Here is a 22,691-nt window from a genome sequence, read left to right on the forward strand (position 1 = left end):
GGATAACCTGTCAGGGCTTTTTTACGTCTGGAGGAAAGTCAAATTACTCCTCGTTTGATAGCGGTCGTGCCACCCTTATCAAACCTACGATTTTGAAAAGTGAACCACCTAATCCCATCCCGAACACAGAAGTGGCTCTTTATACGCCGCAGGCGCTCGCCATCGCCGATGGTAGTGTGGGGCCTTATGATGAAAGGAAAGCATGTGAGAGTCCCACAAGGGGATAAGCATAGGTGGTAAAAGGGCATAAATATCGTCAAGCTTTAAACATAAGAAGCCCTGATAGGATAGCTTGTCAGGGCTTTTTTACGTCTTTAGGAACTCTCCCCCTCATTCCCCAATGAGTCCTTTCGTTAATCTAATCGTCGCAATCACCTGTCCTATGTCGTCTGGGTCCCGTTGGATGCTAAAGCCTAGATGTTTGCAGAACTGTATCATGCGCTTGTTCTCGGCCAATACTATTCCCTTCATGACTTTGAGCCCTTTGTCATAGGCTACTTTAAATAGTTGTCGCATTAGATAGGAAGCAAGCCCGAGTCCGTGGTATTCATCTCCTAATACCACGGCGAATTCACAGCTCTGGTCGTCAAAGTTATCTATGTAGCGGGCGGTGCCTATGAGTAAATCATTTCCATTTTTTTCAACGACCGCCAATAACGCCATTTCTCTGTCATAGTCTATGTGTGACAAGGTGGCGAGCATTCTTGGCGTGAGTTCCTCTATGTTAGAGATAAAACGAAAATAGCGGGTTTCGTGAGACAGGTTACGAACAAAGTCCGCCATGATCACGGCATCTCTTGGTAATACGGGGCGAATGATCGCGAGTTCTTGGTTTTTGAGGGTGAGTTCTGTTACCCATTGGCGTGGATAAGGTTGGATTGCTAAATGCTCATAACGCCGTAATGTTCGACTGTCTTTCAAGCTGGCCTCAACATGAGCATAGAGGCTGCCACTGTCATGTAATCGAACATCGGCTAAATCCAAGGTGTCGATTTCAGGCAGTTCACATACTAGGGTAGATAGATTGCGTAATAAGCTTTCGAGCTCATAACTGCTTTCACCTGGGAAAGCTCGTGCGATTAAATCCTTCGCCAATAGGGTATTAAGTGGCGGTAAGGCCACAGCTTCGGCTTGCTGATGCTGTTGTGCGCCTTCTAGTGCCAAACCGATAGCAGGGCCGAAGACAGGGTCTTGGAAAACTCTTAGATGAATTGGAGCGTTGAGTAAGTGTTGAGACTGTCTCCTAGAGGTTAGGCGAATATGGAAAAGCTCGAATAAGTCTTTTAAATCGTCTAAACCAAACACTTCCTGCTTGCGACGATTGAGTTTTAATAAATGCTGACTGGCTTGTTGTACGTCAATCTGAAAGCGAAAAGCATGACTGTCTGCGGCTTGTTTGGCCAGCAGTTGGTTACGTTGAAATTGAACTAGAAACTGAAAACCTTCTATTGCCGTTTCTGGTGTGCGAAAGGTTGGTATACCAGCTTCATTAATACGAGTACGCATTCTGGTCATGCCACCACCGCCCAATAAACACACCATGACCAGTTTTTTTTGAGTGCGGTGCAAGTGAGTGACCAAATCGTACAAACTGTCTATGTCCATCAGGGCGGTTGGGCTTAATGTGAGCAAAACGGCACCACAATGTTCTGAGCTGAGTGCGTCTGCTGCAAGTTGGATATAAAGGTCGCTGGCAGTGCTGGCCCATACTGTGGTGACTGGCCCTATGCCACCTCTGCCCGCCATGGTGTGCTCTAGCTTGTGTTGCAATTCTCCTGAAGGATTTAACAGGTCAATGCCTAATTCCATTGCCCTTTGTGCGGCCAATTCACCTGGCCCTGCGCCATTGCCTATGATGAGCAAAGAGCCGTCTTTGACACGTCTGGCATTGGTCATGACGGAAGCGGCGGCGATAAGGTCATTAAGACGACGACCACGTACCGCGCCGGTGCGGCTTAACGCGGCGTCTAAAACTCTTTGATCGGCTCCCAGAGCGTGTTCGGCAACCACAGCAACAGGTTTGCTTCGCCCTGTGGCTCTAAGGCTACTGAGAAAACGAGTCGGTCGGCCAATTTTTTGTAAGAATATCAAGATGGCTTGACTATCAAAGTCCCGTGATAAGTAATCTAAGACTTGAGAAGGCATCACATCAACAGGGGTTCCCATGGCAACCACTTGAGAAAAGCCGATGCCTTGCCACGTAGCCCAATCGACCAAGGCGCTTGCAACTGTGCCTGACTGAGACATAAGCGCCAATTTTCCCTGTAAAGGATGAGTTAGGCCAAGCCAAGCGTATACGCCTTGTTTGGGACGACAAACGCCAAAGCTATTAGGGCCAAGCAAGCGCACATTGTGTTCGCGAAGACAATCGTTTAATTCCTGAGTCGGAGTATTTGTCCAAGACAACATAAGAAGGGAATGTATGCTTGCCTGTCCACACTCGCGAATGATGTCTTGCATGCTTTGCTGTCGATATTCACCCACTAAAACCGCCAAATCAGTTGGTTGCTTTAAACTGGCTAAATTGACGACATGGGGGAAGTCATTGTCATGCTCTGGTAGCACACCGACTAATTGAATAGGACATTGTTTTGGCGCATTACTGAGGGACGAGAGTAGAGCCAGCAGCAAAGGATTGTGCGGATCATCGCCGGTCAAAATTACCATGGATTTTGGGGCAAGAAGCGGTTCTAAGGCGTGCAAGCTCACGTTGATTATTCCTTGCAATACGAATCGTTGTGTAAAGATAACACAAGGGGTTATCTGAAGAATTGTAGACTATGGTAGGGTAGACTGTCTTGGTAAAGGTGTGGCTTGATAAAGGGCAAGCCAATAATAAAAGCTCTGACGCGCTTATCAAACTTTATGACAACAGCCTACATAACCCACTATCTTTGTGACAAACACAACATAGGCGCGGATCATCCAGAATCCCCGCAGCGTCTTGGTGCCATTCAGAATCGTTTGATTAACGGGCAATTGATGGACTTTCTGCGTTGTTTCGAAGCGCAAGCCGCTAGCCGTGAACAACTTTTGGCAACCCATGATGCCGATTATGTCGCTGCCATCTTTTCGCGTTCTCCTGAGCAAGGGCAGGTTGAGTTAGATCCAGATACCTTCATGATGCCACATACCTTAAATGCTTCTCTTTATGCAGCAGGTGCGGTGATTCAAGGCATTGATCTGGTGATGAATAAGCAAGTGGATAATGCTTTCTGCGCGGTTCGACCACCAGGTCATCATGCGGAATTTGATAAAGCCATGGGGTTCTGCTTGTTTAACAACGTTGCGGTGGGAGCAAATTACGCGGTTGCTGAATTGGGTTTAGAACGCGTGGCCATCGTCGATTTTGATGTTCATCATGGCAATGGCACAGAAAACATCTTTCAAAGTGATCAACGCGTTCTCTACGCATCCAGTTATCAGCACCCTTTTTATCCTTATGCAGATCCTGGTGCGTCTCACGATAATATTGTCCATATTCCCTTGGAAGCGGGTTCTAACGGTGAGGTGTTCCGCCAAGCCATTAGTGAGCAATTGTTACCGAGTTTGCAGGCGTTTCGTCCGCAATTGATTTTAATCTCGGCAGGCTTTGATGCGCATAAGGAAGACCCAATGGGGCAATTGCGCTTGGATGAAAGCGATTATGTATGGATTACTGAGCAATTGATGGCAGTGGCAGATGAACACTGTGAAGGGCGCATTGTGTCCGTACTAGAAGGCGGCTACAACCTCGATGCCTTAGGACGTGCCGCCTTTTGTCATATTAAGAGCTTAATGAGGCTCTAATGCCTCATGGTCTAAGTAATTTATAGTTAGTCTAAGTATATTAAGACCACTGGATCGGAACGTGCTCTTGTTCGCCATTGGCGAAGAAGTAGCCTGACTTAGGTGTCACAAATACTGTTTGGCCTTTTTCAAAACAATGCTTATCAAAAGCTTTGTGTGGTAAATCCACTTCCCAGATATCCTCACTGTGCCAATCTAGAGGTGACAACTCTAAGCGCACTTCAGCACCAATCAAATTGATGGCAATGACTTTTAACGGCAAAGAGGCACTTTCTGTCGCCATTGAAGAAACAAAAAACTCATGAGAGCGAAGATAAACTTGCCCTGATTTTTGCGGTGTGCTGGCGGGCAATTGTAAGTTAGCCACGCCATTTTGCCATTGTCCATTTTGGTGTGTGGCTTCAAATACATTGGCGTTGCCTAAGAAATCAAACACAAAACGACTTTTTGGTGAGGCATACAAGTCACCGGGTTGATCTACTTGTTCAATGTGGCCATTGCTCATTACCACAACACGGTCGGATAGCTCCAATGCTTCTTCCTGATCATGGGTGACAAACACACTGGTGAAGCCCAACTCATCATGTAATCCACGTAACCAGCGGCGCAGTTCTTTACGTACTTTGGCATCCAAGGCACCAAAGGGTTCGTCGAGCAGTAGTACTTCGGGTTTGGTGGCAAGCGCACGGGCTAAAGCAATACGTTGTTTTTGTCCGCCAGAAAGCTGTGAAGGATAGCGTTGCGCCAAATGGCCAAGTTGTACCATTTCCAGTAAATGGCTGACACGTTTGCTTATTTCAACACTACTCGGGCGTTTTGACTTAGGTAATACTTGTAGACCAAAGGCGACGTTGTCCGCGACTGTCATATGGCGAAATAACGCGTAGTTTTGGAACACAAAACCAACGCGACGATCACGCACATGCAGATTGGTCACATCCCGTTCGCCAAATTGGATACGGCCTGTGTCAGCGCCTTCTAACCCAGCAATGATGCGCAATAAAGTCGTTTTACCTGAACCAGAAGGTCCAAGCAAACCAATCATTTCGCCTTCCTGAATGTTCAGTGATAAGGGCGATAAGGCCTGAAATGAGCCGAAGTGTTTGGAAATATTGTCAATCAGAATGCTCATTTTGTTACCTGCTGTTGTTTCTCTGACTCATGGTTCAATAACTTTTCTTGGCGCCATTCAATATAAGCTTTGAACAGCAAGGTAATCAGCGCGATTAAGGCTAATAACGAAGCACTGGCGAAAGCCGCTGCCGCTTGGTAATCCTCATATTGCAGTTGTACATGCAAAGGTAAGGTGTTGGTTTCACCGCGAATATTACCGGATACCACAGACACGGCACCAAATTCGCCAACGGCTCTGGCATTGGTCAAAATGACACCATAGATCAAGGCCCATTTGATGTTCGGTAGGGTGACGCGACGGAAGAGTTGCCAGCCAGAGGCACCAAGAATTACCGCGGCTTCTTCGTCTTCGCGACCTTGTTGCTGCATCAGTGGAATCAGTTCACGGGCAACAAAGGGACAGGTGACAAACACAGTGACCATGACAATGCCCGGCCAAGCGAACATGAGTTGAATGTCTTGATCGTAGAGCCAAGATCCAATCCAGCCATTGTTGCCATAGAGCAATAAGTACAACAAACCTGCCACGACAGGAGATACGGCAAAAGGAATGTCCATCAAGGTCATCAAAAGTTTGCGCCCAGGGAATTCAAAACGCGTCACCGCCCAAGCGAACAGCACCCCAAAGACCAAATTGATCGGCACAGTGAGCAAGGCGACAAACAGGGTTAAGCCAATGGCATGCAAGGTATCGGCTTCAACCAAGCTGCTCAGATAATGGCCCACGCCTTCTACTAAGGCCTGTTGGAAAATAGAAATCAGGGGTAACACTAATAAAATGATGGTTAAGACGAAGGTGATGCCAATCAAGCTGTATTTCACCAACGGACGGTCACCGACTCTTAACTTATGGCCTTGTGATGAGGGTTTAGACATTCATCAAGCTCCTCTTTATTGTCCGTGTAAGCGACGTAAATAACGCGCTTGCCATAGATTAATTGCAAACAACAGAATGAGCGATGCCATCAAGACCACAGACGCAATGGCGCTGGCGGCAGGGAAATCAAATTCCTGTAGGCTCACAAAAATCATTAATGAAGTGATTTCACTGACATACGGCATGTTGCCCGCAATGAAAATAACCGCACCGAATTCTCCTAAGCTGCGGGTAAACGACAAAGCAATGCCTGTCATCAGTGCTGGCCAAAGAGCAGGGAAAATAACGCGACGAAATACCGCCCAATCGGACGCGCCTAGGGTCATGCCGGCTTCTTCTTCCTCAACGGACAGTTCTTCCAATACCGGTTGCACCGTACGAACCACAAAAGGAATGCTGGTAAACGCCATAGCGAGAATAATACCAATCGGCGTATAGGCTACCTTGATGCCAAGTTGAGCTAAGAGATCCCCATACCAACCATTTTGCGAGTATAAGGTTGCCAATGTGATACCGGCTACCGCGGTGGGTAGAGCAAAGGGTAAGTCAACCAAAGCGTCGAGTATGCGACGTCCAGGAAAATCGTAGCGCACCAAAATCCACGCCAATAACAAACCAAATAAGCCGTTAAACATGGACGCAAAGAAGGCCGCCCACAGGGTGACCTTATAGCTGGCAACCACCCTTTCATTGGTGATCACGTACCAATATTCGTCCCACCCCATGTCAATAGATTGCATGATTAAGCCAGTCATAGGCAGTAGCATGATCAGGCTGATAAAGAGCAGCGAAGTGCCAAGGCTTAAACTCAGCCCTGGTAGGACTTTTTTGTGTTTGGGACGTGGTTGCGCCACGCTTAAATGTGTTGCCATGGTATTGCCTGTAGAAGGTTGGTTAATGCCATTTTCTGATTGCGCTTTGAAACGACAAAAGCCGAATACGCGAACGCACTCGGCTTAAGCTTGGTTTTAACGCTTAGCGGCGCTGAAGCTGATCAAGCTTGCCACCGTTACGGAAAATTTCTTTGGTGGCTTTAGGCCAGCCGCCAGCGATTTCTTCCACGGTCAACAAATTAACGTCAGGAAACTTTTCAGCGAACTCGGCTTTGACTACTGGGTTGTGAATGCGGTAGTTAAAGCCAGCCAATAGGCGTTGCGATGCTTCGCTGTAAAGATAATTTAAGTACTCCCGAGACACTTCTTCTGTACTGTGCTTTTTAGCATTTTTTGCCACAACCGCAACGGGGAATTCTGCCAAGATAGAGGTTTTTGGCACCACGACTTCGTACTGATCTGCACCGTATTGATTGCGAATGTTGTTCACTTCTGATTCGAAGGTAATCAGTACGTCACCAATGCCACGCTCGACAAAAGTCGTCGTTGCACCGCGACCACCAGTATCGAACACAGACACGTTTTTCAAGAAAGTGCTAAGAAAATCATCGATTTGGCTGTCATTGCTTTTGCCAAAGGTGTTTTGTGCGTAACCCAATGCAGCAAGGTAGGTGTAGCGACCATTACCAGAGGTTTTTGGATTTGGAAAAACCAAAGCAACATCATCACGGACTAGGTCTCCCCAATCTTGGATATTTTTTGGGTTGCCCTTACGCACTAAGAAGGCCGTCGTTGAGTAATAAGGCGAACTGTTGTTTGGAAATTCGGCTTTCCAATCCGCTGGGATCATGCGAGCTTTGTCGTGTAAAACTTGCACATCCGTCACCTGATTAAAGGTAACCACGTCCGCTTGTAGACCATTCATGATGGCATTGGCTTGCTTAGAGGAGCCTGCATGAGATTGTTTGATCTCAATAGTTTGCCCTGTTTTTTCTTGCCAATGCTGTTGGAAAGTTGGGTTGTAAGTAGCGAACAATTCACGTGCGATGTCGTATGAAGTGTTCAAGATGGTTTGGTCTGCAGCAGACGCCTGAATGGCGCTACTAAGCAGCAAACTGCTAAGTATACTTTTGAAAACGCCAGATTTTAATTGCATGGTAAACCTCAGTCTTAATGCTATTCATTCTTAATTAAGTGCAAGAATACTTAAAATATTTAGTTATTACAATTCGATTTTATAAACTTTTTTGGAATATAAAAGGTGGCTTTTCTGAATGAAGATTCTTTTTTGGGTCAGTCTGCATGAAGCCGCAGCTGAAGTGGTTTTTGCTATGTAGACGGTTGATTAGTGTTTTATGCATACAAAGTGAAAAACATGAAGAAATCTATTAAAAGTCGAAGAGTTGGCGCAACTATTGAATAGTAAACTCTACCCTCGTCAAACATGGCAATTTAGGCTGTAAAACTCAAGGAAGGTATGAATCATTCCATTGGCTATGATATGGGTTTGTACCCTGTTGTGGCTTGCTCTTTCTATGTTTTGAGCTGGATATGGATGGTTTTTATCCCCTGTTCCTTGCCTCGTCTAACGGATTAGGCCGCTTGTATTTAGTATCACACTGTGGATCGTGTGTTTTATTTTGGTGCGTTATTTTTCTTAGACTGTATTTGTTAGGGTGAAAATGGCAGATTTTAATTGGTTGTTAGTGACCGCAGCATTTGTGTTTGTAATGCAGGCGGGTTTTTTATGTTTGGAAAGTGGCCGCATTCGCAGTAAAAACAGCATCAATGTGGCAGCAAAAAATATCTCTGATTTTATCATTTCTACGACACTTTTCTGGTGCTTTGGTTTTGGCATCATGTTCGGTGATTCCGTACTGGGTTTATTCGGCACCAGTGATTTTGCCTTTGATTATGAGCATTCTCCTTGGCAAATCAGTTTCTTTATTTTTCAAATGATGTTTTGTGGAACGGCCGCAACCTTAACCTCTGGCGCTGTCGCTGAGCGCATGACTTTTATGGGGTATTTGGCGGTTACATTAATTCTCAGTGCTTTTATTTATCCCATTGCTGGTCATTGGGCGTGGTCAGGTGTGTACGGTGGAAATGGGCCACAAGGTTGGTTAGAAAGTCTAGGTTTTATTGATTTTGCGGGTTCAACCGTGGTGCATTCGGTGGGGGGCTGGGTGGCACTCGCCGCCATTATGATTATTGGCCCAAGGCTCGGACGGTTTGAACAAGGTATTCGGTTACCACCCGGGAACAATTTACCCTTGTCCGCATTGGGGGCTTTGCTGATTTGGTTTGGTTGGTTTGGTTTTAATGGTGGCAGTACCTTAGCCTTGACCAATGATGTGCCTTTGATCATTCTCAATACCTTTATTTCTGCGGCATGGGGAGGCCTGATTGCTGCCGGAATTAATTATTTTCGTGATGGTTTTGTGGAAGTCAGTTTTGTACTGAATGGCACCATTGCAGGTTTAGTTGGCATTACGGCCTCTTGTCATGTGGTGTCACCGGGCAGCGCGATTATCATTGGTGCGGTTTCTGGCGTGATTGTCTATTTTGGCAGTTTGCTGATGGAAAGGTTGCGTTTAGACGATGCACTTGATGTGGTCCCAGCGCATTTATTCGCTGGCGCTTGGGGCACGATAGCGGTCGCTTTGTTTGGTAATGCTCAGTTAATTGATAATGGTTTGAATTTCTGGGCGCAATTGGGAGTGCAATCATTAGGTGTGGCTGCCATAGGGGCTTATTGTTTTACGGTGGGTTACGCGGGTATTTGGTTGCTTAATCGAGTAATGCCGTTGCGAGCAACCAAAGAGCAAGAAGAGCAAGGTCTGAACGTGGCGGAACACAAGGCCACAACGGAATTGTTGGATTTGCTCACATCTATGCAATATCAGCAAAATAACGCCGATTTTTCTAAGCCCGTTCCGGAAGAGCCTTTTACAGAAGTGGGACAGATTGCCCACAAATACAATCAGGTGATTGATCGAGTTAGCAGTGAAATTGCGCAGCGAGATGATGCCTTGATGCGTTTCCAAAAGAGTGAAATGCGAAAGTCCGCTATTTTAAACTCGTCCATGGATTGTATTGTCACTATCAATCGCTTTGGCTCGGTTATCGAATTTAATCCGGCGGCTGAGCGTACCTTTGGCTGTTTGAAAAAACAGGTGGAAGGAAAGAGTTTCATTGGTCTGTTTGTGCTTGAGGTGGATCGTAAAAAAATCTTTGAAAGCCTCAATTCAGGCTTTTCGTCTTCCAGTGGCTTAATATTGAACCGACGCAATCCGTTCCGCTTGCAGCGCAGTCCGAACCACGATTTTCCAGCAGAAATCGCTATTACCAAGGCCAATACCGATAGCAATTCAGATAGCGAATACACATTGCACATTCGAGATATGAGTAAGCAGCTTAAACTGCAAGAACGACTCAGATTTTTAGCTTACAGTGACCCTTTAACCAGTTTGTATAACCGTACTTATTTGATGGATGCTCTGGTGAGTGCCTTACTGATTGCCACTAGGCAGAAAACCTCAGTGGGTTTGTTGTTCCTTGATCTCGATAATTTCAAAATCATTAATGATACCTTAGGACATAAAGCCGGAGATGAGCTTTTGTGTGAAGTGGCTAGGCGCTTATCCTCAGTATCAGCGGAACACGATGTCATTGCGCGTTGGGGGGGCGATGAGTTTGTCATAATGATGACGCAAAATGTTACTGACAGTCTGTTACTGGAAAGAGCTGAAAATATTTTGCAGGCCATGCGTGCGCCTGTTCACATTAACGAGCAAGACTTTACTATACCAACGAGTATCGGCATTACCTTTACTAATCATGTGCCGATTGTTGCGGATAAATTGATCCAGCAAGCCGATATTGCTATGTACTATGCCAAAGAGAAAGGACGAGATAATGCGCAGTTCTTTACGCCAGAAATGGCGAACGTGGTGACTAAGAAGTTTGGTTTTGATAAAGAAATTCACGAAGCTTTGGACGATGGCCAGTTTTCTCTGGTTTTTCAACCGAAAGTGGCACGTGATGGTAAGACACTTTTTGGCGTGGAGGCGCTGATTCGTTGGCAGCATCCTGACAAGGGTATGATCTCACCTGCTGAATTTATTCCGATTGCAGAAGAATCATCTTTGATTGTCAAAATAGACGAATGGGTGATAGACAAAGCCTTGTGGCAAATTCAGCATTGGCAACAGCAAGGTCTGAGGGCGGTGCCTGTGGCGGTGAATTTGTCAGGTCGTCATTTGGTTTCAGATTCTTTGGTGCCTTTTGTGGCACAGAAATTAGTAGAATATGATGTCGCTGGTAGCCTATTGGAAATTGAGATTACCGAAGGCGTTTTGCTTCAAGATATAACTCGTTGCGTCGAAGTACTGGCGGATTTAAAAGCCCTTGATATCAGAATAGCGATAGATGATTTTGGTACAGGATACTCTTCTTTAAGTTATTTAAAACGTTTGCCGTTGGATACCTTGAAAATCGATCAGTCATTTGTGGAAGAGTGTGATAGTCATACTGAAGATGCGAAGATTTGTGAAACCATTATTCATCTGGCAAAAAATTTAGAACTATTGATTGTTGCGGAAGGGGTGGAAACACGCTCTCAAGCAGACACTTTGTCATCCCTTGGTTGTGAAATATTTCAAGGTTACTATTTCGAAAGACCATTGATAGGGGATGCCATGGTGGATGTATTTACTCCGCATCGTGTTGCTGGTTAGGGGAGTGACGCTCACGAATGGTTTCCATTAGATCCTGCCCTTGGGTTTTGTCGAGCGCTTTGGTCCTATGGTGTAGAGCGGTTTTGGCGATCATGTTGGCTGCCACAGGTGCGGTAATCAACAAGAATAAAGTGATTAAAAACTCCTGAATGGACAAAAAGCCTTTAGCGTGACTTTGGAATATCATAGACGCCACTAGGACGCCAGTGATTCCTAAGGTAGAGGCTTTAGTTGGACTGTGTAACCGCATATAAATATCGGGTAAACGTGCCAATCCATATGATCCTATTAATAAAAAGATCCCACCTAGTAATAGCGAAAAGCAGATAATAACTTCCAGATACAATGGCATGGTTTAGTCCTATTCAATAATATCGCCGCGAAGTAAGTACTTACAAAGTGCTGCAGTACTGACAAATCCCAGCATAGCAATCAGCAAGGCCGCTTCGAAGTATAAGGCAGTGTCAGCATAAATACCGTACAGCAGGATCAAAGCAATGGCATTAATGTACATGGTATCCAAGGCTAAGATGCGATCAGAAATGGTTGGGCCTGCCATCAAACGCCATAAGTTTAAGAACAAGGCAATACAGATACAGACGGCCACAATAAAGATAGTGTAAGTTAGCATCCAAAAATCTCCTTAATCGGCGTTTCATAGCGCTGTTTGACGGAGTCTATCAGGTCTTTTTCATTTTCCACATGCAAAGCATGAACATACAGCCATTGTTTGTCTTGTGATACTTCTGCACTGACTGTTCCCGGTGTTAACGACACAGTACTGGCGAGAATGGTAATGCCTAAATCGGATTCAATTTTGATGGGAATGGCCACAAAGCCCGGTTTTAATTTTTTCACTGGACCTATAATCCAGAGTGCCACTTCTACATTTGCTACCACTATGTCTTTCATCACCATTAAAACATAAGCAATGGCCTTCCAAGGCTTGAGTATTTTAGGGTGCTGGTCATGCATACCATTGATTAACAAAGGGATGCTGATGGCAAAAAACAAGGCCAAAACAATGTGTCCAGCGTTCGTGGAATTATTGAGCAGCAGCCAAACAACAAAGAGTAAAACACTGTGAAATGGCATGGGTAACAGTTTCATCGGCTTACTCCCGGAATTAAGTCGTAGGCTGAAGCTTGGATATCATGTAATGACGTGGCGGCTTGCAAGGTATATTCAGTGATCACACCACCAAAGATAACCAACAAAGGTGCGGCCAGCATCAACAATAGGATGGCTGCAATTTCACTGTTTTTCGCCGGCTCACTTTCTGTTGCTGGAGAACCGTTATGACGCCAAAATAAGGTTGTGCCACCTCGAGAAAAGGTAACTAAGGCGGCTAGGCTGCCCAATAATATTAACGGCCAAACCCACATGGTTTGTACCGAAGATTGGGTTGCCTGAAGTATCATGATTTTTCCTACAAAGCCGGAGAAAGGTGGCATACCGATTAGGCTTAAGGCTGCAATGGCAAAACCAAAGCCTAACAGTTTAGGTTGAGAGAAGATGCGCGACTTCACAAAACGATCTTCTGCCTGTCCGCGTTGGCGACTGATAATATCAGCCAATAAGAATAACGCCGCAGAGGCAATGGTGCTGTGTACCATGTAATATAAGGCGGCAGAAGTCGCTTCAACTGAATTGATGGCCGCACAAGCCAATATGCTGCCGCTTGAAACGATGACCAAGTTGGCACTCAAAGTTCTGACACTTGGGCTAGCCAACACGCCAATACTGCCGATGGTGATGGTTAACAGAGCTAACGGCCACAACCACGGGGTGGCTATATTTTCTAATTCGCCTGCATGCTCGCCGAAGATTACCGTATAAACACGGAAAATACTGTATGCGCCTACCTTAGTCATAATGGCAAACAAGGCAGCCACAGGTGCAGAGGCAATGGCGTAGGTTTTAGGCAGCCAAAAGTGCATTGGTAACATGGCTGCTTTTAAGCCAAATACGACGAGCAACAACAAGGCTCCCGTTTTGGCCAAAGTGGCTGTTTCCCCTTCCAATTGTCCCACTTTGACGGCCATATCCGCCATGTTCAATGTGCCCAAGGTGCCGTACAAAATACCCAAACCGAACAGGAATAAGCTGGAACCCACTAGATTGAGGATCACATAATGTACAGTGGCTTGTGTTTTTTGTTTGCCACCGGCATGAATGAGCAGGGCATAAGAAGCAATCAACAGCACTTCGAAGAAGACAAAAAGGTTGAAGATATCGCCGGTCAGGAAAGCGCCGTTTATACCCATTAATTGGAACATAAACAATGGATGGAAATAGGCCCCGCCTTTGTCGCGTCCAGCAATGGCATACAGCATAACAGCAAAGCCTAAAAAGCTGGTTAACAGCACTAACAAGCTAGATACCCTGTCTGCCACTAGGACGATACCAAAAGGTGCTTGCCAGCCACCCAATGCGTATAGACGTGTCCCTTCGCTATCTACTTGGTAAAGCAGAAATGCGGCAGAAATCATTAAAAATAGCGTGCCTACTACTGAGGTCACGCGTTGCGATTGCCAATCTCGCGAAATGGGGGGTAGCAACATGATCGCGCCAAACAGCAGCGGAATTAAAACAGGGAAAATGCTCAAATGCTGCATTTATTTATTGCCTCCAGATGACTTAGTCGGCGCTTCTGCGGGTGGTTTTGGTAAGGTGCCATCCACGTGGTCATTACCCAAATCGGCACGAGCACGCATGGCAAGAATGACGGCAAAGGCCGTCATGGCAAAACCGATTACGATAGCCGTCAGTACCAAGGCTTGTGGTAATGGGTCACTGTATTGTTCTGATTCACCTAGAACCGCGGCCGCGTTTAACTTCAAACGGCCGCTGGCAAACAGGAAGAGGTTGACCGCATAAGAAAGTAAGGTCAGGCCAATTACCACAGAAAAACTACGGCCACGTAAGGTTAAAAAGATGCCGCAAGCGGTAAGCAAGCCGACACAGAATGCATATAAACCTTCCATTAATCATGCTCCTTTTGAATAGGACGCTCGCTGGTGGTTAGCTGACCTAGATTGGCGAGAATTAACATGGTGGCTCCGACAACCGTCAAGTAGACACCCAAATCGAAAATCATGGCACTGGCTAGCTCAAATTTACCTATTACTGGCAAATAGAAGTAATCAAACCATGAGGACAAGAAAGTATGGCCGAAGACCCAGCTGCCAAGACCACTGAGAGTAGCAATGCCAATTCCGCAACCTATCATGATTTGATAATCCAACTTGATGCGAGTTTTAATCCACTCCACACCATGCGCAATATATTGTTGAATGATAGCAACAGAGGTAATTAAGCCGGCAATGAAACCACCACCAGGCAAGTTATGTCCACGCAAGAATATGTATGCTGACACCAGCAAGGCTAATGGCAATAAACTTTGTGAGATCACAGACAATAGAATGGGGTGACGATCAGTTGACCAGGTCAAGCCATTATCGTCTGAGGATGGCATGAATAATTTCATTCGGGCAATAAGTTTGTATATTCCTAGTGCTGCAATGCCCAATACCGTGATTTCGCCTAAGGTATCAAAGCCACGGAAGTCTACCAAGATGACGTTGACCACGTTAGTGCCACCGCCGCCAGTTTTACTGTTGGCTGTGAAGAAAGTTGAAATTGTGTCCAATGGACGAGTCATCAAAGCATAACTAATGGTGCCTACCACACCCCCGATTAAAGATGCCAAGCTTAGGTCACGAACAACACGGCGCGGTGAGGACTCTTTAGGGGTATTTTGTGGTAAGAAGAATAGGGCCAAAATCAGCAAGATCACAGTGACGACTTCCACTGACAGTTGCGTAAGCGCCAAGTCTGGAGCGGAGAATTGGGCAAAGGCCAAGGAAACAATTAGTCCCACTACGGATAAGGTTAACAAGGCCACCAAACGGCGTCTGTGCCAAACAACGGTTGCTAGTGCTGAAATGGTCAATAGTACGGCGCAGGTAATCGATAAGGCGTCGACAGGGATTTCTGGACGTTGTCCTGCCGTAGTGTTCAGCTTTATTAGGGAAGAGGCTGTCATCACCACTGCCAATGCTAAGGTTAAGAAAATGTAGCGTTGTAAAGAGCCATTTTCTGTAATTGCAATAATGCTCTTCGCCTTGTTGGTCAGGTATTGAACTACGCCTTCAAACACCAGTTTCGGGTCACTGGCAGGGAACTGTGCCTGGAATTTAAATAAATGAGTGCGGTTATAGTACATGTACAAACCGCCGATCAAGGCCACTACACTCATGAGCAGTGGGAAGTTAAAACCGTGCCAAATTGCCAAACTGTATTCTGGTGGAGGTGTGTTTAGGGTGGCGCTTGCTGCTGCATACAACAAATCTCCTACCACTAAACTTGGGAATATGCCCACTAGCAAACACAAAGCAACGAGCACTTCTACCGGGACACGCATATAGCGTGGTGGCTCGTGCGGGGTTTTGGGCAGGTTAATGGGTTCGCCGTTAAAGAACACGTCATGGATAAAGCGTGTTGAGTAGGCAACCGCGAACACGCCTCCTAGGGTGGCTAAGATAGGAATGAACCAAGATAATGAGCCCAATGAACCTTGGTGTAGAGTCTCGGTAAAGAACATTTCTTTTGATAAAAAACCATTCAGCAAAGGTACGCCCGCCATAGAAGCTGATGCCACCATGGCAAGCGTTGCCGTGTAAGGCATGTATTTCCATAGGCCGTTGAGTTGGCGCATGTCACGCGAACCAGATTCATGATCTATGATACCTGCCGCCATAAATAAGGAAGCTTTAAAGGTGGCATGGTTAATGATATGGAATATGGCTGCTACGGCTGCCAAATCGGTTCCCATACCTAATAACAGAGTAATGAGTCCCAAATGACTGATGGTGGAGTTGGCTAATAGGCCTTTGAGGTCGTGCTGGAAAATAGCAATGTAAGCGCCCACCAGAAAGGTGGCTAAACCAGTCAAACTGACGATTAAGAACCAGAGATTGGTATCCGCTAAGGCAGGATAGAATCTTGCCATTAAGAAGATGCCGGCTTTCACCATGGTGGCAGAGTGCAAGTAAGCACTGACTGGTGTTGGTGCAGCCATGGCATTAGGTAACCAAAAATGAAACGGAAATTGTGCAGATTTACTGAACGCGCCGAGTAAAATAAGTACCACTATGATTGGGTAGTTGGCACTGGCTTTAATGAAATCGCCGCTGTCTAAAATGTCTTGTAGGTTAAAGCTGTCAACCGTATTACCTAAGATCAGAAGGCCTGCCAATAATGCAAGACCGCCAGCCCCTGTGATGGTAAGCGCCATACGAGCGCCTTTACGAGCTTCGGTTTTGTGTCCCCAGAAGCTGATTAATAAGAAGGAACTGATACTGGTTAATTCCCAGAAAAACCATATTTGAATCAGATTGTTAGATAATACTACACCTAACATGGCAAACATGAATAGAATCAGGTAAGCGTAAAATTTACCGATGGAATCTTGTGCCGACAAATAATAGCGTGCGTACAAAATGATCAGTAAGCCAATGCCAAGAATCAAAATGGCAAACAACAGAGCCAAGCCATCCAAACGGAAAGACAAATTTAATCCAATGGTCGGAATCCAAGGTAATATGGCCTGAAATTGTTGGCCTTGGAAAATGTCTCCAGCGTAGGCCAACACGAGCAAAAGAGTGAGTGCGGGTAGTGCTGCTGTAAGAAAAGCGCAAGCCGTTCGGCTTAAGCGGGCACTAAGAAGAGGAACCAGAGTCCCTAATAAAGGGAGAAATGGAAGCCAGATCAGTGAACTCAAGGGAATAACTCCTTCCTAGTTAATGGTAATAAAACAGAGTTAAAACAGAGTACTAGCATGTTGTTTCCTAAAATATAGGCAATAAATGCATTCCGTCATACTACTATGTTTGGTTCATCCTTGCCCGATAAACCATTACCTAAATCAATATCCGACCAAATTATCACAGATTGCGTTTAAGAATAAGTAAATTTGAGACGAGAATCGACGGAAAAGTTCCGTCGATTGTTATAAGAAGTGATGGATTGTTTTTATAAATCAAAATCTTACTGAAAAAATTTCCATACTATGCTGTGCTCAGACCCTAAGCTCCAAACTAACACCACTATGGCTAATAATGCTTCAAGGACTAAGACACCAATGCCTAATGTGGTACTGGAAAGAATGAAGCCTTGTTTGTTACTGATGCCTAAGAAGCTCGGCGTACCACGATACAGCAAGTAGCCTGTGTAGATGACGCCCAAAACGCAGGTCAGTAAACAAAGCCAAATAATTGGATAAATGGCAACAATACCGCTTAAGAAGAGTGGTGTCGCTATATAGCCTGCAAAGACAATGCATTCTTGTCGTGGCGGGCGATTAGTATGGTTGCGTGCCATCCAGTGAATGACACTGCCGACCATAGCCACAGCGACCAGAATTAACGCATAGAATAAGACACCCAGTCCTAAACCAGTCATTATCGATACCTTGATGGATTCTCCACCAATTGACCAGCCAAATTGCGTGGTGCCGATAAAAGCACTCACTACTGGAATGGCTGCCATCCAAAGTACATGATGGTAGTACATGTGACTTACGGTTTCGTGTTCTTCGTTTATGGCTCGCCATTCTTTATCTGGATGATGAATAAGACCCCAAACATGATTGATCATGGATTCCCCCTCGTTACTATCTAGTGCCTAAATATTTGGAAAAATGCCTGATACAGCCACGCCCTAATCTTATGTGGCTTACCATCAGTATAGTTGCATACGCAACAAACAACGGTTGGATTAATAAAAGTTTGTTATAAAAACTCTATTTTTAAGATCTTATAGTGTTATAGGAAGAGGCTGATTAGGGTTTGTTTTTGATTCATTGTGACAGAAGAGGTACGGTGTTTTTGGGTGACGTCACCCTGCAGAATTGAAGCTGAAATAGGGATTGGAAATATTGGCTAAATTGAGGTTATTGAATTACTACGTGGTAGTTTTTTTCGTTAATTTGTTGATTTTAAATTTTTAAAGGCGGATTATTTTTTGGCTTGGCTCTTTAACTGATGCAATCTTTTTGTGAGGGCCTTTTTGAGCAAGTTTTTATCGTAAGGTTTCATTGTTTTCCATTGCTGGCATTCTTGTCGAGTACGTGCGCAACCAATACACCAGCCTTTTGGGCCAGAAAATACACAAACGTCAATACAAGGGCTTTTTTGAGATTTCATTCTTTGTGTCCAAAACACAGCAAGTGCTTATTACAGTTCCAGTATGTATATTAAGTTTCAAGTTCTTGTAACACTAACTCTATACTCGGTGCCAGTTTTCTCAATTGATTCAACTCATCGTAAAGGCGTTGCTCTAGATTCTTGAAGTTGAGTGGCATTGTCTTTTGCAGAACATGATAATCTTTAGCGATAATTTGATAGCCTTTCCAACCTTTAATACGATCTTCTTCTCGGTTTAAAAGTCGCTGGATAAATTCCGTTCTGGATGGGCAATCTTCTTCTGCGTGTAAACAAATGGGAAAAGATTTTTGTTTGATTTGAGGCGCTTCAATATAGGTTTCGAAATGAATCCCACCTTGATTGTGATTATGCCAACTGGTCTTATAAAGTTGTAAGTAAGGTCCACGGTTATAAATTTCCCAATCCTCTGCAAACCATTTTGATTGCTTAAGCTTTTTTTCAAGGTTACGGAAAATGTTTTTAATGTCTTTCATGGAACATAGCTCTTAAATAATTTTGGTATACAAGTCTGACTGATTTTTTTTAAGCCAAACAGCTTTGTAAGGATTGATGTATATAGTTTTCATCCAGATCCTTACCAATGAATACCATGCGATTCACTGGGCTTTCATCATCCCAAGGTTTGCCTGCTTGACTGCCAAAGATCATATGCACTCCCTGAAATACGATTTTATGACGCTCGCCTTTTACACCCACGACGCCTTTCATACGGTAAATATCGACTCCTTTGATCTGTAGAAAGGCATCAAGCCAAGCATTGATTTTTGACATATCAAATAATCCTGGCAGTTCTATTGCAACAGAAGATACCGTATCGTCATGTTCGTGTTCAGCATTAAAATAATGTTCGGCTGTTGGGCGGCACTCGATATTGTCGTCATTAATTAGTTTTAGTTCAAATTCTTCCGGAGTGTGCTGAGAAAAAAGCGCTATTGTTTTCGGTTTTTCCGTCACAAAGAAAAATTCGTAAAGGTGGCGTCCAGTGAGTTGGAGTTGATAACAGGTGTCAGTGTGATCCATGGTTTGTTGGTGGCTTATGGCGAGGGCATTTTTTGAAAACTCACCAAACACATTTTCTGCTTGATTTAATATGGTGGTTTCAGAGATTTCATTCACATCAGATAAGAGGATTGTCATATCAGGATCAGGGCCATTCTCTAACTGAAAATGATAATGTCCAGCGGTCGGCAATTGCCAAATTCCTCCCCATTCGAAAGGGTATTCTGGTTCTAAAAAGTTTGGCTTTATTTCCATGGCTCGTTCAAGGTTAAAGCCACCAATGTCTAATAGTTCCGCAATGGGAGCGTCGGCCATGGTGGTCGGATAAATATCGGCCATTTGGTTCATTTCTTGTAAACGTTGCTGAAGTTTGGATGAGATATTCTTAGGGACTAGGTCAAGCTTGTTTACTATGATGCGATCAGCAAATGCAATTTGTGCCATCACTTCATCCGTTTTGCTATTGAGATGGTTTTGAATATGCTTGGCATCAACAAGAGTAATAATGCCGTCCAATTCATATTGTTCATGAATATCTTGATCAACAAAAAATGTTTGTGCGACAGGTCCAGGATCTGCCATGCCCGTGGTCTCTAAAATGACTCGATCAAACTTGTCTTTGCGCTGAGCCAATTCGCTTAAAATACGAATTAAATCGCCTCGTACTGTGCAACAAATACAGCCATTATTCATTTCAAAGACTTCTTCATCGGCATTAATGACCAGGTCTTGATCAATACCAATTTCGCCAAATTCGTTTTCGATAACAGCAATACGAAGACCATGTTCCTCCGATAAAATACGATTCAGTAAGGTGGTTTTTCCACTGCCGAGGAAGCCAGTGAGTACGGTAACAGGAATTTGATTTTTCATGTGCACTTCCTCTTTTAGAAGATCTCTTATTCGATTATGTCAGGCTCGAAGTTTCGTAATCTGTTTGAGGCTAGAAATGCCCTTTCAGTTATCAAAGCGACGACTGTTCATTTTTACCTAGGATAGGTTGTGTTTTTCGATTTATAACCTGTCCACCGTTCGCGGGAAAACAGATTGAAAACCTTCTGCATATTCGGTATTGCGTCCGCCAGCTTGACCACCTGAGTTGCGTCGAAAATGATTGCCGCGATTTTCGGCAACATTGGTGTAGAAATGCCAGAGATGTTCCTGCCCTTGCATGCATTCAATGGCGGCTTGTTTCTTGTGCCAAACTTGGGTGATATCTAAAAAAGTATCGGGTTTCCATCCCATTTGTTCTGTTTGATGAGGTTCAAATAAATACAACTGGGGGGCACCAAGAACTTTTTCGCCGGGATTATGCCCCCAAGCTTGGGCTATCATGCGTGCTTCTAGGACAAATCGAGTGGTATTCATGTGATCTGTGTTATATGGGTCCCAAAGGGAATGGCTCATCATGAAATCTGGCTGTACAGATCGAATCACATCGACAAGACGATGTCGGGCTTCATTGTTCAGGTCTAACGGATAATCTCCTAAGTCAAAAAATTGTATGTCATGAACACCTAGTGCTTGCGCAGCTGCCTGCGCTTCGTTTCGCCGAACTTGTTTTACTTGCTCCAAGGTCATTTTGTCTTGTTTCCATAACTTAGCGCTTTCACCTCGCTCGCCATAAGATAAACACAACACAGTTACTTCATAGCCCATCTCGGCATGCAAGGCGATTGCTCCACCTGCACGCCAGACAAAGTCAGCAGCGTGGGCACTGATAATAAGAGCAGATGGCTTTTTCATATCGTTTTCCTTTGTATTTAGCTTGTTATGGATGGTTAGGTCCCCAAGCGGGGAATGGATCTTTTAAATTCAACCAGTAATCTTTGCCGAGAGAGGTTTCATATTCATTCAATAGGCATGCGTCTAGGGCTCTGATCATGGCGTTTTTATTTAAATTCTGTCCGATAAACACCATCTCTTGACGCATATCCCCAAAAGGTTCTTGCCACAGTTTTTCTATGTTTGCTAAATAGTCTTTGTCAGTAGGCCAGTTTTCTTTGGGGATGGCGCGCCAAAACACACCAGCAAATCCATAGTGTGCAATGCTTCCAGCTTGGCTCCATTGACCTGCAAATGTTGGTCTTGAGGCGAGCCAAAAATAACCTTTTGAGCGGATGAGTTTGCCGAATGTATCTATGTTGCCAATGAAACGATGAAACTTTTCTGGATGAAAGGGGCGTCGTGCTCGGTAACTAAAGCTACTGATACCATATTCTTCGGTTTCTGGAATGTGTTCCCCTCGCATTTCTTTTAACCAGCCAGGGGCTTGTTGCGCTCGTTCAAAATTAAACAGACCAGTATTAATAACCTGATCTACATCGATATTGCCATTCGCAATTGGAATGATGTGTGCGTGAGTGTTAAGTGTTTTTAGAATAGCGGTCAGGTTGTCGATTTCTTTGGCACTGACAAGATCTGTTTTACTAATGAGAATCACATCAGCAAATTCCACTTGGTCCACCAACAGATCGGAAATACTCCGCTCATCGTCTTCACCGAGAGATTCGTCAGAGTCTTTTAAATATTTGGCTTGGTTGTAATCGACTAGGAAATTAACCGCATCCACCACTGTGACCATGGTATCGAGATGGGCGACATCAGATAAAGAGACATGGTTTTCATCGGTAAAGGTGAAAGTTTCTGCTACTGGTAACGGCTCAGAAATCCCCGTTGATTCAATGACGAGATAATCGAATTTTCCAGCTTGAGCCAGTTTGCCCACTTCTTCTAGTAGGTCCTCTCGTAATGTGCAACAAATACAGCCGTTACTCATTTCAACCAGCTTTTCTTCGTTGTGGTTAAAAGACACTTCGTTCTGCACAATTTCCGAGTCGATATTGATCTCGCTCATGTCGTTGACGATGACCGCGACCTTTCTACCTTGGCGATTGTTAAGAATGTGGCTCAATACGGTGGTTTTACCGGCACCAAGAAATCCAGACAGTACCGTAACTGGGAGTTTATTCATGGAAGGCACTCACTAAAGTCGATTACATTAATGTTATAACATAACGTTAATGTAATCTGTTTCATTATGCAATACGCCTCTTTGGTGGACGATCTAATTGAATAAACGCATCGCCAC

Annotated in this window: 20 protein-coding genes; 3 read left to right on the forward strand and 17 right to left on the reverse strand. The window is 44.6% G+C overall.

Annotated elements, in window-relative coordinates; translation table 11 throughout:
* On the forward strand, window positions 1-227 hold a 227-nt coding region (locus tag ACXAH2_RS06075), incomplete at its 5' end, for a hypothetical protein (protein ID WP_475077283.1).
* A gap of 103 nt (window positions 228-330) precedes the next feature.
* On the opposite strand, the gene ACXAH2_RS06080 is transcribed toward ACXAH2_RS06075, so the two are convergent.
* On the reverse strand, window positions 331-2,709 hold the full coding sequence (locus ACXAH2_RS06080) for a bifunctional acetate--CoA ligase family protein/GNAT family N-acetyltransferase (RefSeq protein ID WP_475077284.1): 2,379 nt from the start codon (window positions 2,707-2,709) through the stop codon (window positions 331-333).
* 156 nt (window positions 2,710-2,865) lie between these two features.
* Here ACXAH2_RS06080 and ACXAH2_RS06085 point away from each other — a divergent pair, with 156 nt between their 5' ends.
* On the forward strand, window positions 2,866-3,789 hold the full coding sequence (locus ACXAH2_RS06085; RefSeq protein ID WP_475077285.1) for a histone deacetylase family protein: 924 nt from the start codon (window positions 2,866-2,868) through the stop codon (window positions 3,787-3,789).
* Between the two features lie 40 nt (window positions 3,790-3,829).
* On the opposite strand, the gene ACXAH2_RS06090 is transcribed toward ACXAH2_RS06085, so the two are convergent.
* From ACXAH2_RS06090 to cysP, 4 genes are all read right to left on the reverse strand, one after another.
* Window positions 3,830-4,921: a sulfate/molybdate ABC transporter ATP-binding protein gene (locus ACXAH2_RS06090; RefSeq protein WP_475077286.1), complete on the reverse strand. Its 1,092-nt coding sequence runs from the start codon at window positions 4,919-4,921 to the stop codon at window positions 3,830-3,832.
* Entirely contained in the window at window positions 4,918-5,799 is an 882-nt protein-coding gene (gene cysW, locus ACXAH2_RS06095; protein ID WP_475077287.1) for a sulfate ABC transporter permease subunit CysW, read from the reverse strand. Before cysW ends, ACXAH2_RS06090 begins: the two co-directional genes overlap by 4 nt.
* Before the next feature lie 15 nt (window positions 5,800-5,814).
* Window positions 5,815-6,672 carry a sulfate/thiosulfate ABC transporter permease CysT gene (cysT, locus tag ACXAH2_RS06100; RefSeq protein WP_475077288.1) on the reverse strand — a complete coding sequence of 286 codons (858 nt, stop codon included), beginning with the start codon at window positions 6,670-6,672 and terminating at the stop codon, window positions 5,815-5,817.
* Window positions 6,673-6,775: 103 nt separating this feature from the next.
* The gene (cysP, locus tag ACXAH2_RS06105) at window positions 6,776-7,789 is read right to left on the reverse strand and encodes a thiosulfate ABC transporter substrate-binding protein CysP (protein ID WP_475077289.1); all 1,014 of its coding nucleotides are present in this window, start codon (window positions 7,787-7,789) and stop codon (window positions 6,776-6,778) included.
* A 526-nt stretch (window positions 7,790-8,315) separates the two neighbouring features.
* Between cysP and amt the strand changes: the two genes are divergently transcribed.
* The gene (amt, locus tag ACXAH2_RS06110) at window positions 8,316-11,372 is read left to right on the forward strand and encodes an ammonium transporter (RefSeq protein WP_475077290.1); all 3,057 of its coding nucleotides are present in this window, start codon (window positions 8,316-8,318) and stop codon (window positions 11,370-11,372) included.
* On the opposite strand, the gene ACXAH2_RS06115 is transcribed toward amt, so the two are convergent.
* The 12 genes from ACXAH2_RS06115 to zigA all read right to left on the reverse strand — a co-directional run bounded on the left by ACXAH2_RS06115 (window position 11,347) and on the right by zigA (window position 22,574).
* On the reverse strand, window positions 11,347-11,724 hold the full coding sequence (locus ACXAH2_RS06115) for a Na+/H+ antiporter subunit G (protein ID WP_475077291.1): 378 nt from the start codon (window positions 11,722-11,724) through the stop codon (window positions 11,347-11,349). The genes amt and ACXAH2_RS06115 overlap by 26 nt on opposite strands.
* Window positions 11,725-11,733: 9 nt before the next feature.
* Window positions 11,734-12,003: a K+/H+ antiporter subunit F gene (locus ACXAH2_RS06120; RefSeq protein ID WP_475077292.1), complete on the reverse strand. Its 270-nt coding sequence runs from the start codon at window positions 12,001-12,003 to the stop codon at window positions 11,734-11,736.
* Complete coding sequence (locus ACXAH2_RS06125; protein WP_475077293.1) at window positions 11,997-12,482, reverse strand: Na+/H+ antiporter subunit E; 486 nt, start codon at window positions 12,480-12,482, stop codon at window positions 11,997-11,999. The genes ACXAH2_RS06120 and ACXAH2_RS06125 overlap by 7 nt, the downstream gene beginning before the upstream one ends.
* Window positions 12,479-13,990, reverse strand: a complete 1,512-nt coding sequence (locus tag ACXAH2_RS06130; RefSeq protein ID WP_475077294.1) for a monovalent cation/H+ antiporter subunit D — start codon at window positions 13,988-13,990, stop codon at window positions 12,479-12,481. Before ACXAH2_RS06130 ends, ACXAH2_RS06125 begins: the two co-directional genes overlap by 4 nt.
* Window positions 13,991-14,359, reverse strand: coding sequence for a Na+/H+ antiporter subunit C (locus tag ACXAH2_RS06135; RefSeq protein ID WP_475077295.1), 369 nt, complete (start codon window positions 14,357-14,359; stop codon window positions 13,991-13,993). It lies immediately after the preceding gene.
* The gene (locus tag ACXAH2_RS06140; protein WP_475077296.1) at window positions 14,359-17,157 is read right to left on the reverse strand and encodes a monovalent cation/H+ antiporter subunit A; all 2,799 of its coding nucleotides are present in this window, start codon (window positions 17,155-17,157) and stop codon (window positions 14,359-14,361) included. Before ACXAH2_RS06140 ends, ACXAH2_RS06135 begins: the two co-directional genes overlap by 1 nt.
* A 266-nt stretch (window positions 17,158-17,423) precedes the next feature.
* Entirely contained in the window at window positions 17,424-18,032 is a 609-nt protein-coding gene (locus ACXAH2_RS06145) for a Yip1 family protein (RefSeq protein WP_475077297.1), read from the reverse strand.
* A 359-nt stretch (window positions 18,033-18,391) separates the two neighbouring features.
* On the reverse strand, window positions 18,392-18,580 hold the full coding sequence (locus tag ACXAH2_RS06150) for a DUF1289 domain-containing protein (protein ID WP_475077298.1): 189 nt from the start codon (window positions 18,578-18,580) through the stop codon (window positions 18,392-18,394).
* A gap of 50 nt (window positions 18,581-18,630) precedes the next feature.
* Window positions 18,631-19,074 (reverse strand): hypothetical protein, encoded by a 444-nt coding sequence (locus tag ACXAH2_RS06155; RefSeq protein ID WP_475077299.1) that lies wholly within the window; start codon window positions 19,072-19,074, stop codon window positions 18,631-18,633.
* Window positions 19,075-19,123: 49 nt separating this feature from the next.
* The gene (locus ACXAH2_RS06160; RefSeq protein WP_475077300.1) at window positions 19,124-20,473 is read right to left on the reverse strand and encodes a CobW family GTP-binding protein; all 1,350 of its coding nucleotides are present in this window, start codon (window positions 20,471-20,473) and stop codon (window positions 19,124-19,126) included.
* A 141-nt stretch (window positions 20,474-20,614) separates the two neighbouring features.
* Entirely contained in the window at window positions 20,615-21,346 is a 732-nt protein-coding gene (locus ACXAH2_RS06165; RefSeq protein ID WP_475077301.1) for a PIG-L deacetylase family protein, read from the reverse strand.
* A gap of 25 nt (window positions 21,347-21,371) precedes the next feature.
* Window positions 21,372-22,574, reverse strand: a complete 1,203-nt coding sequence (zigA, locus tag ACXAH2_RS06170) for a zinc metallochaperone GTPase ZigA (RefSeq protein WP_475077302.1) — start codon at window positions 22,572-22,574, stop codon at window positions 21,372-21,374.
* Between the last annotated feature and the right edge of the window lie 117 nt (window positions 22,575-22,691).

The organism is Marinomonas sp. ABL3_031 (genome assembly GCF_056161265.1).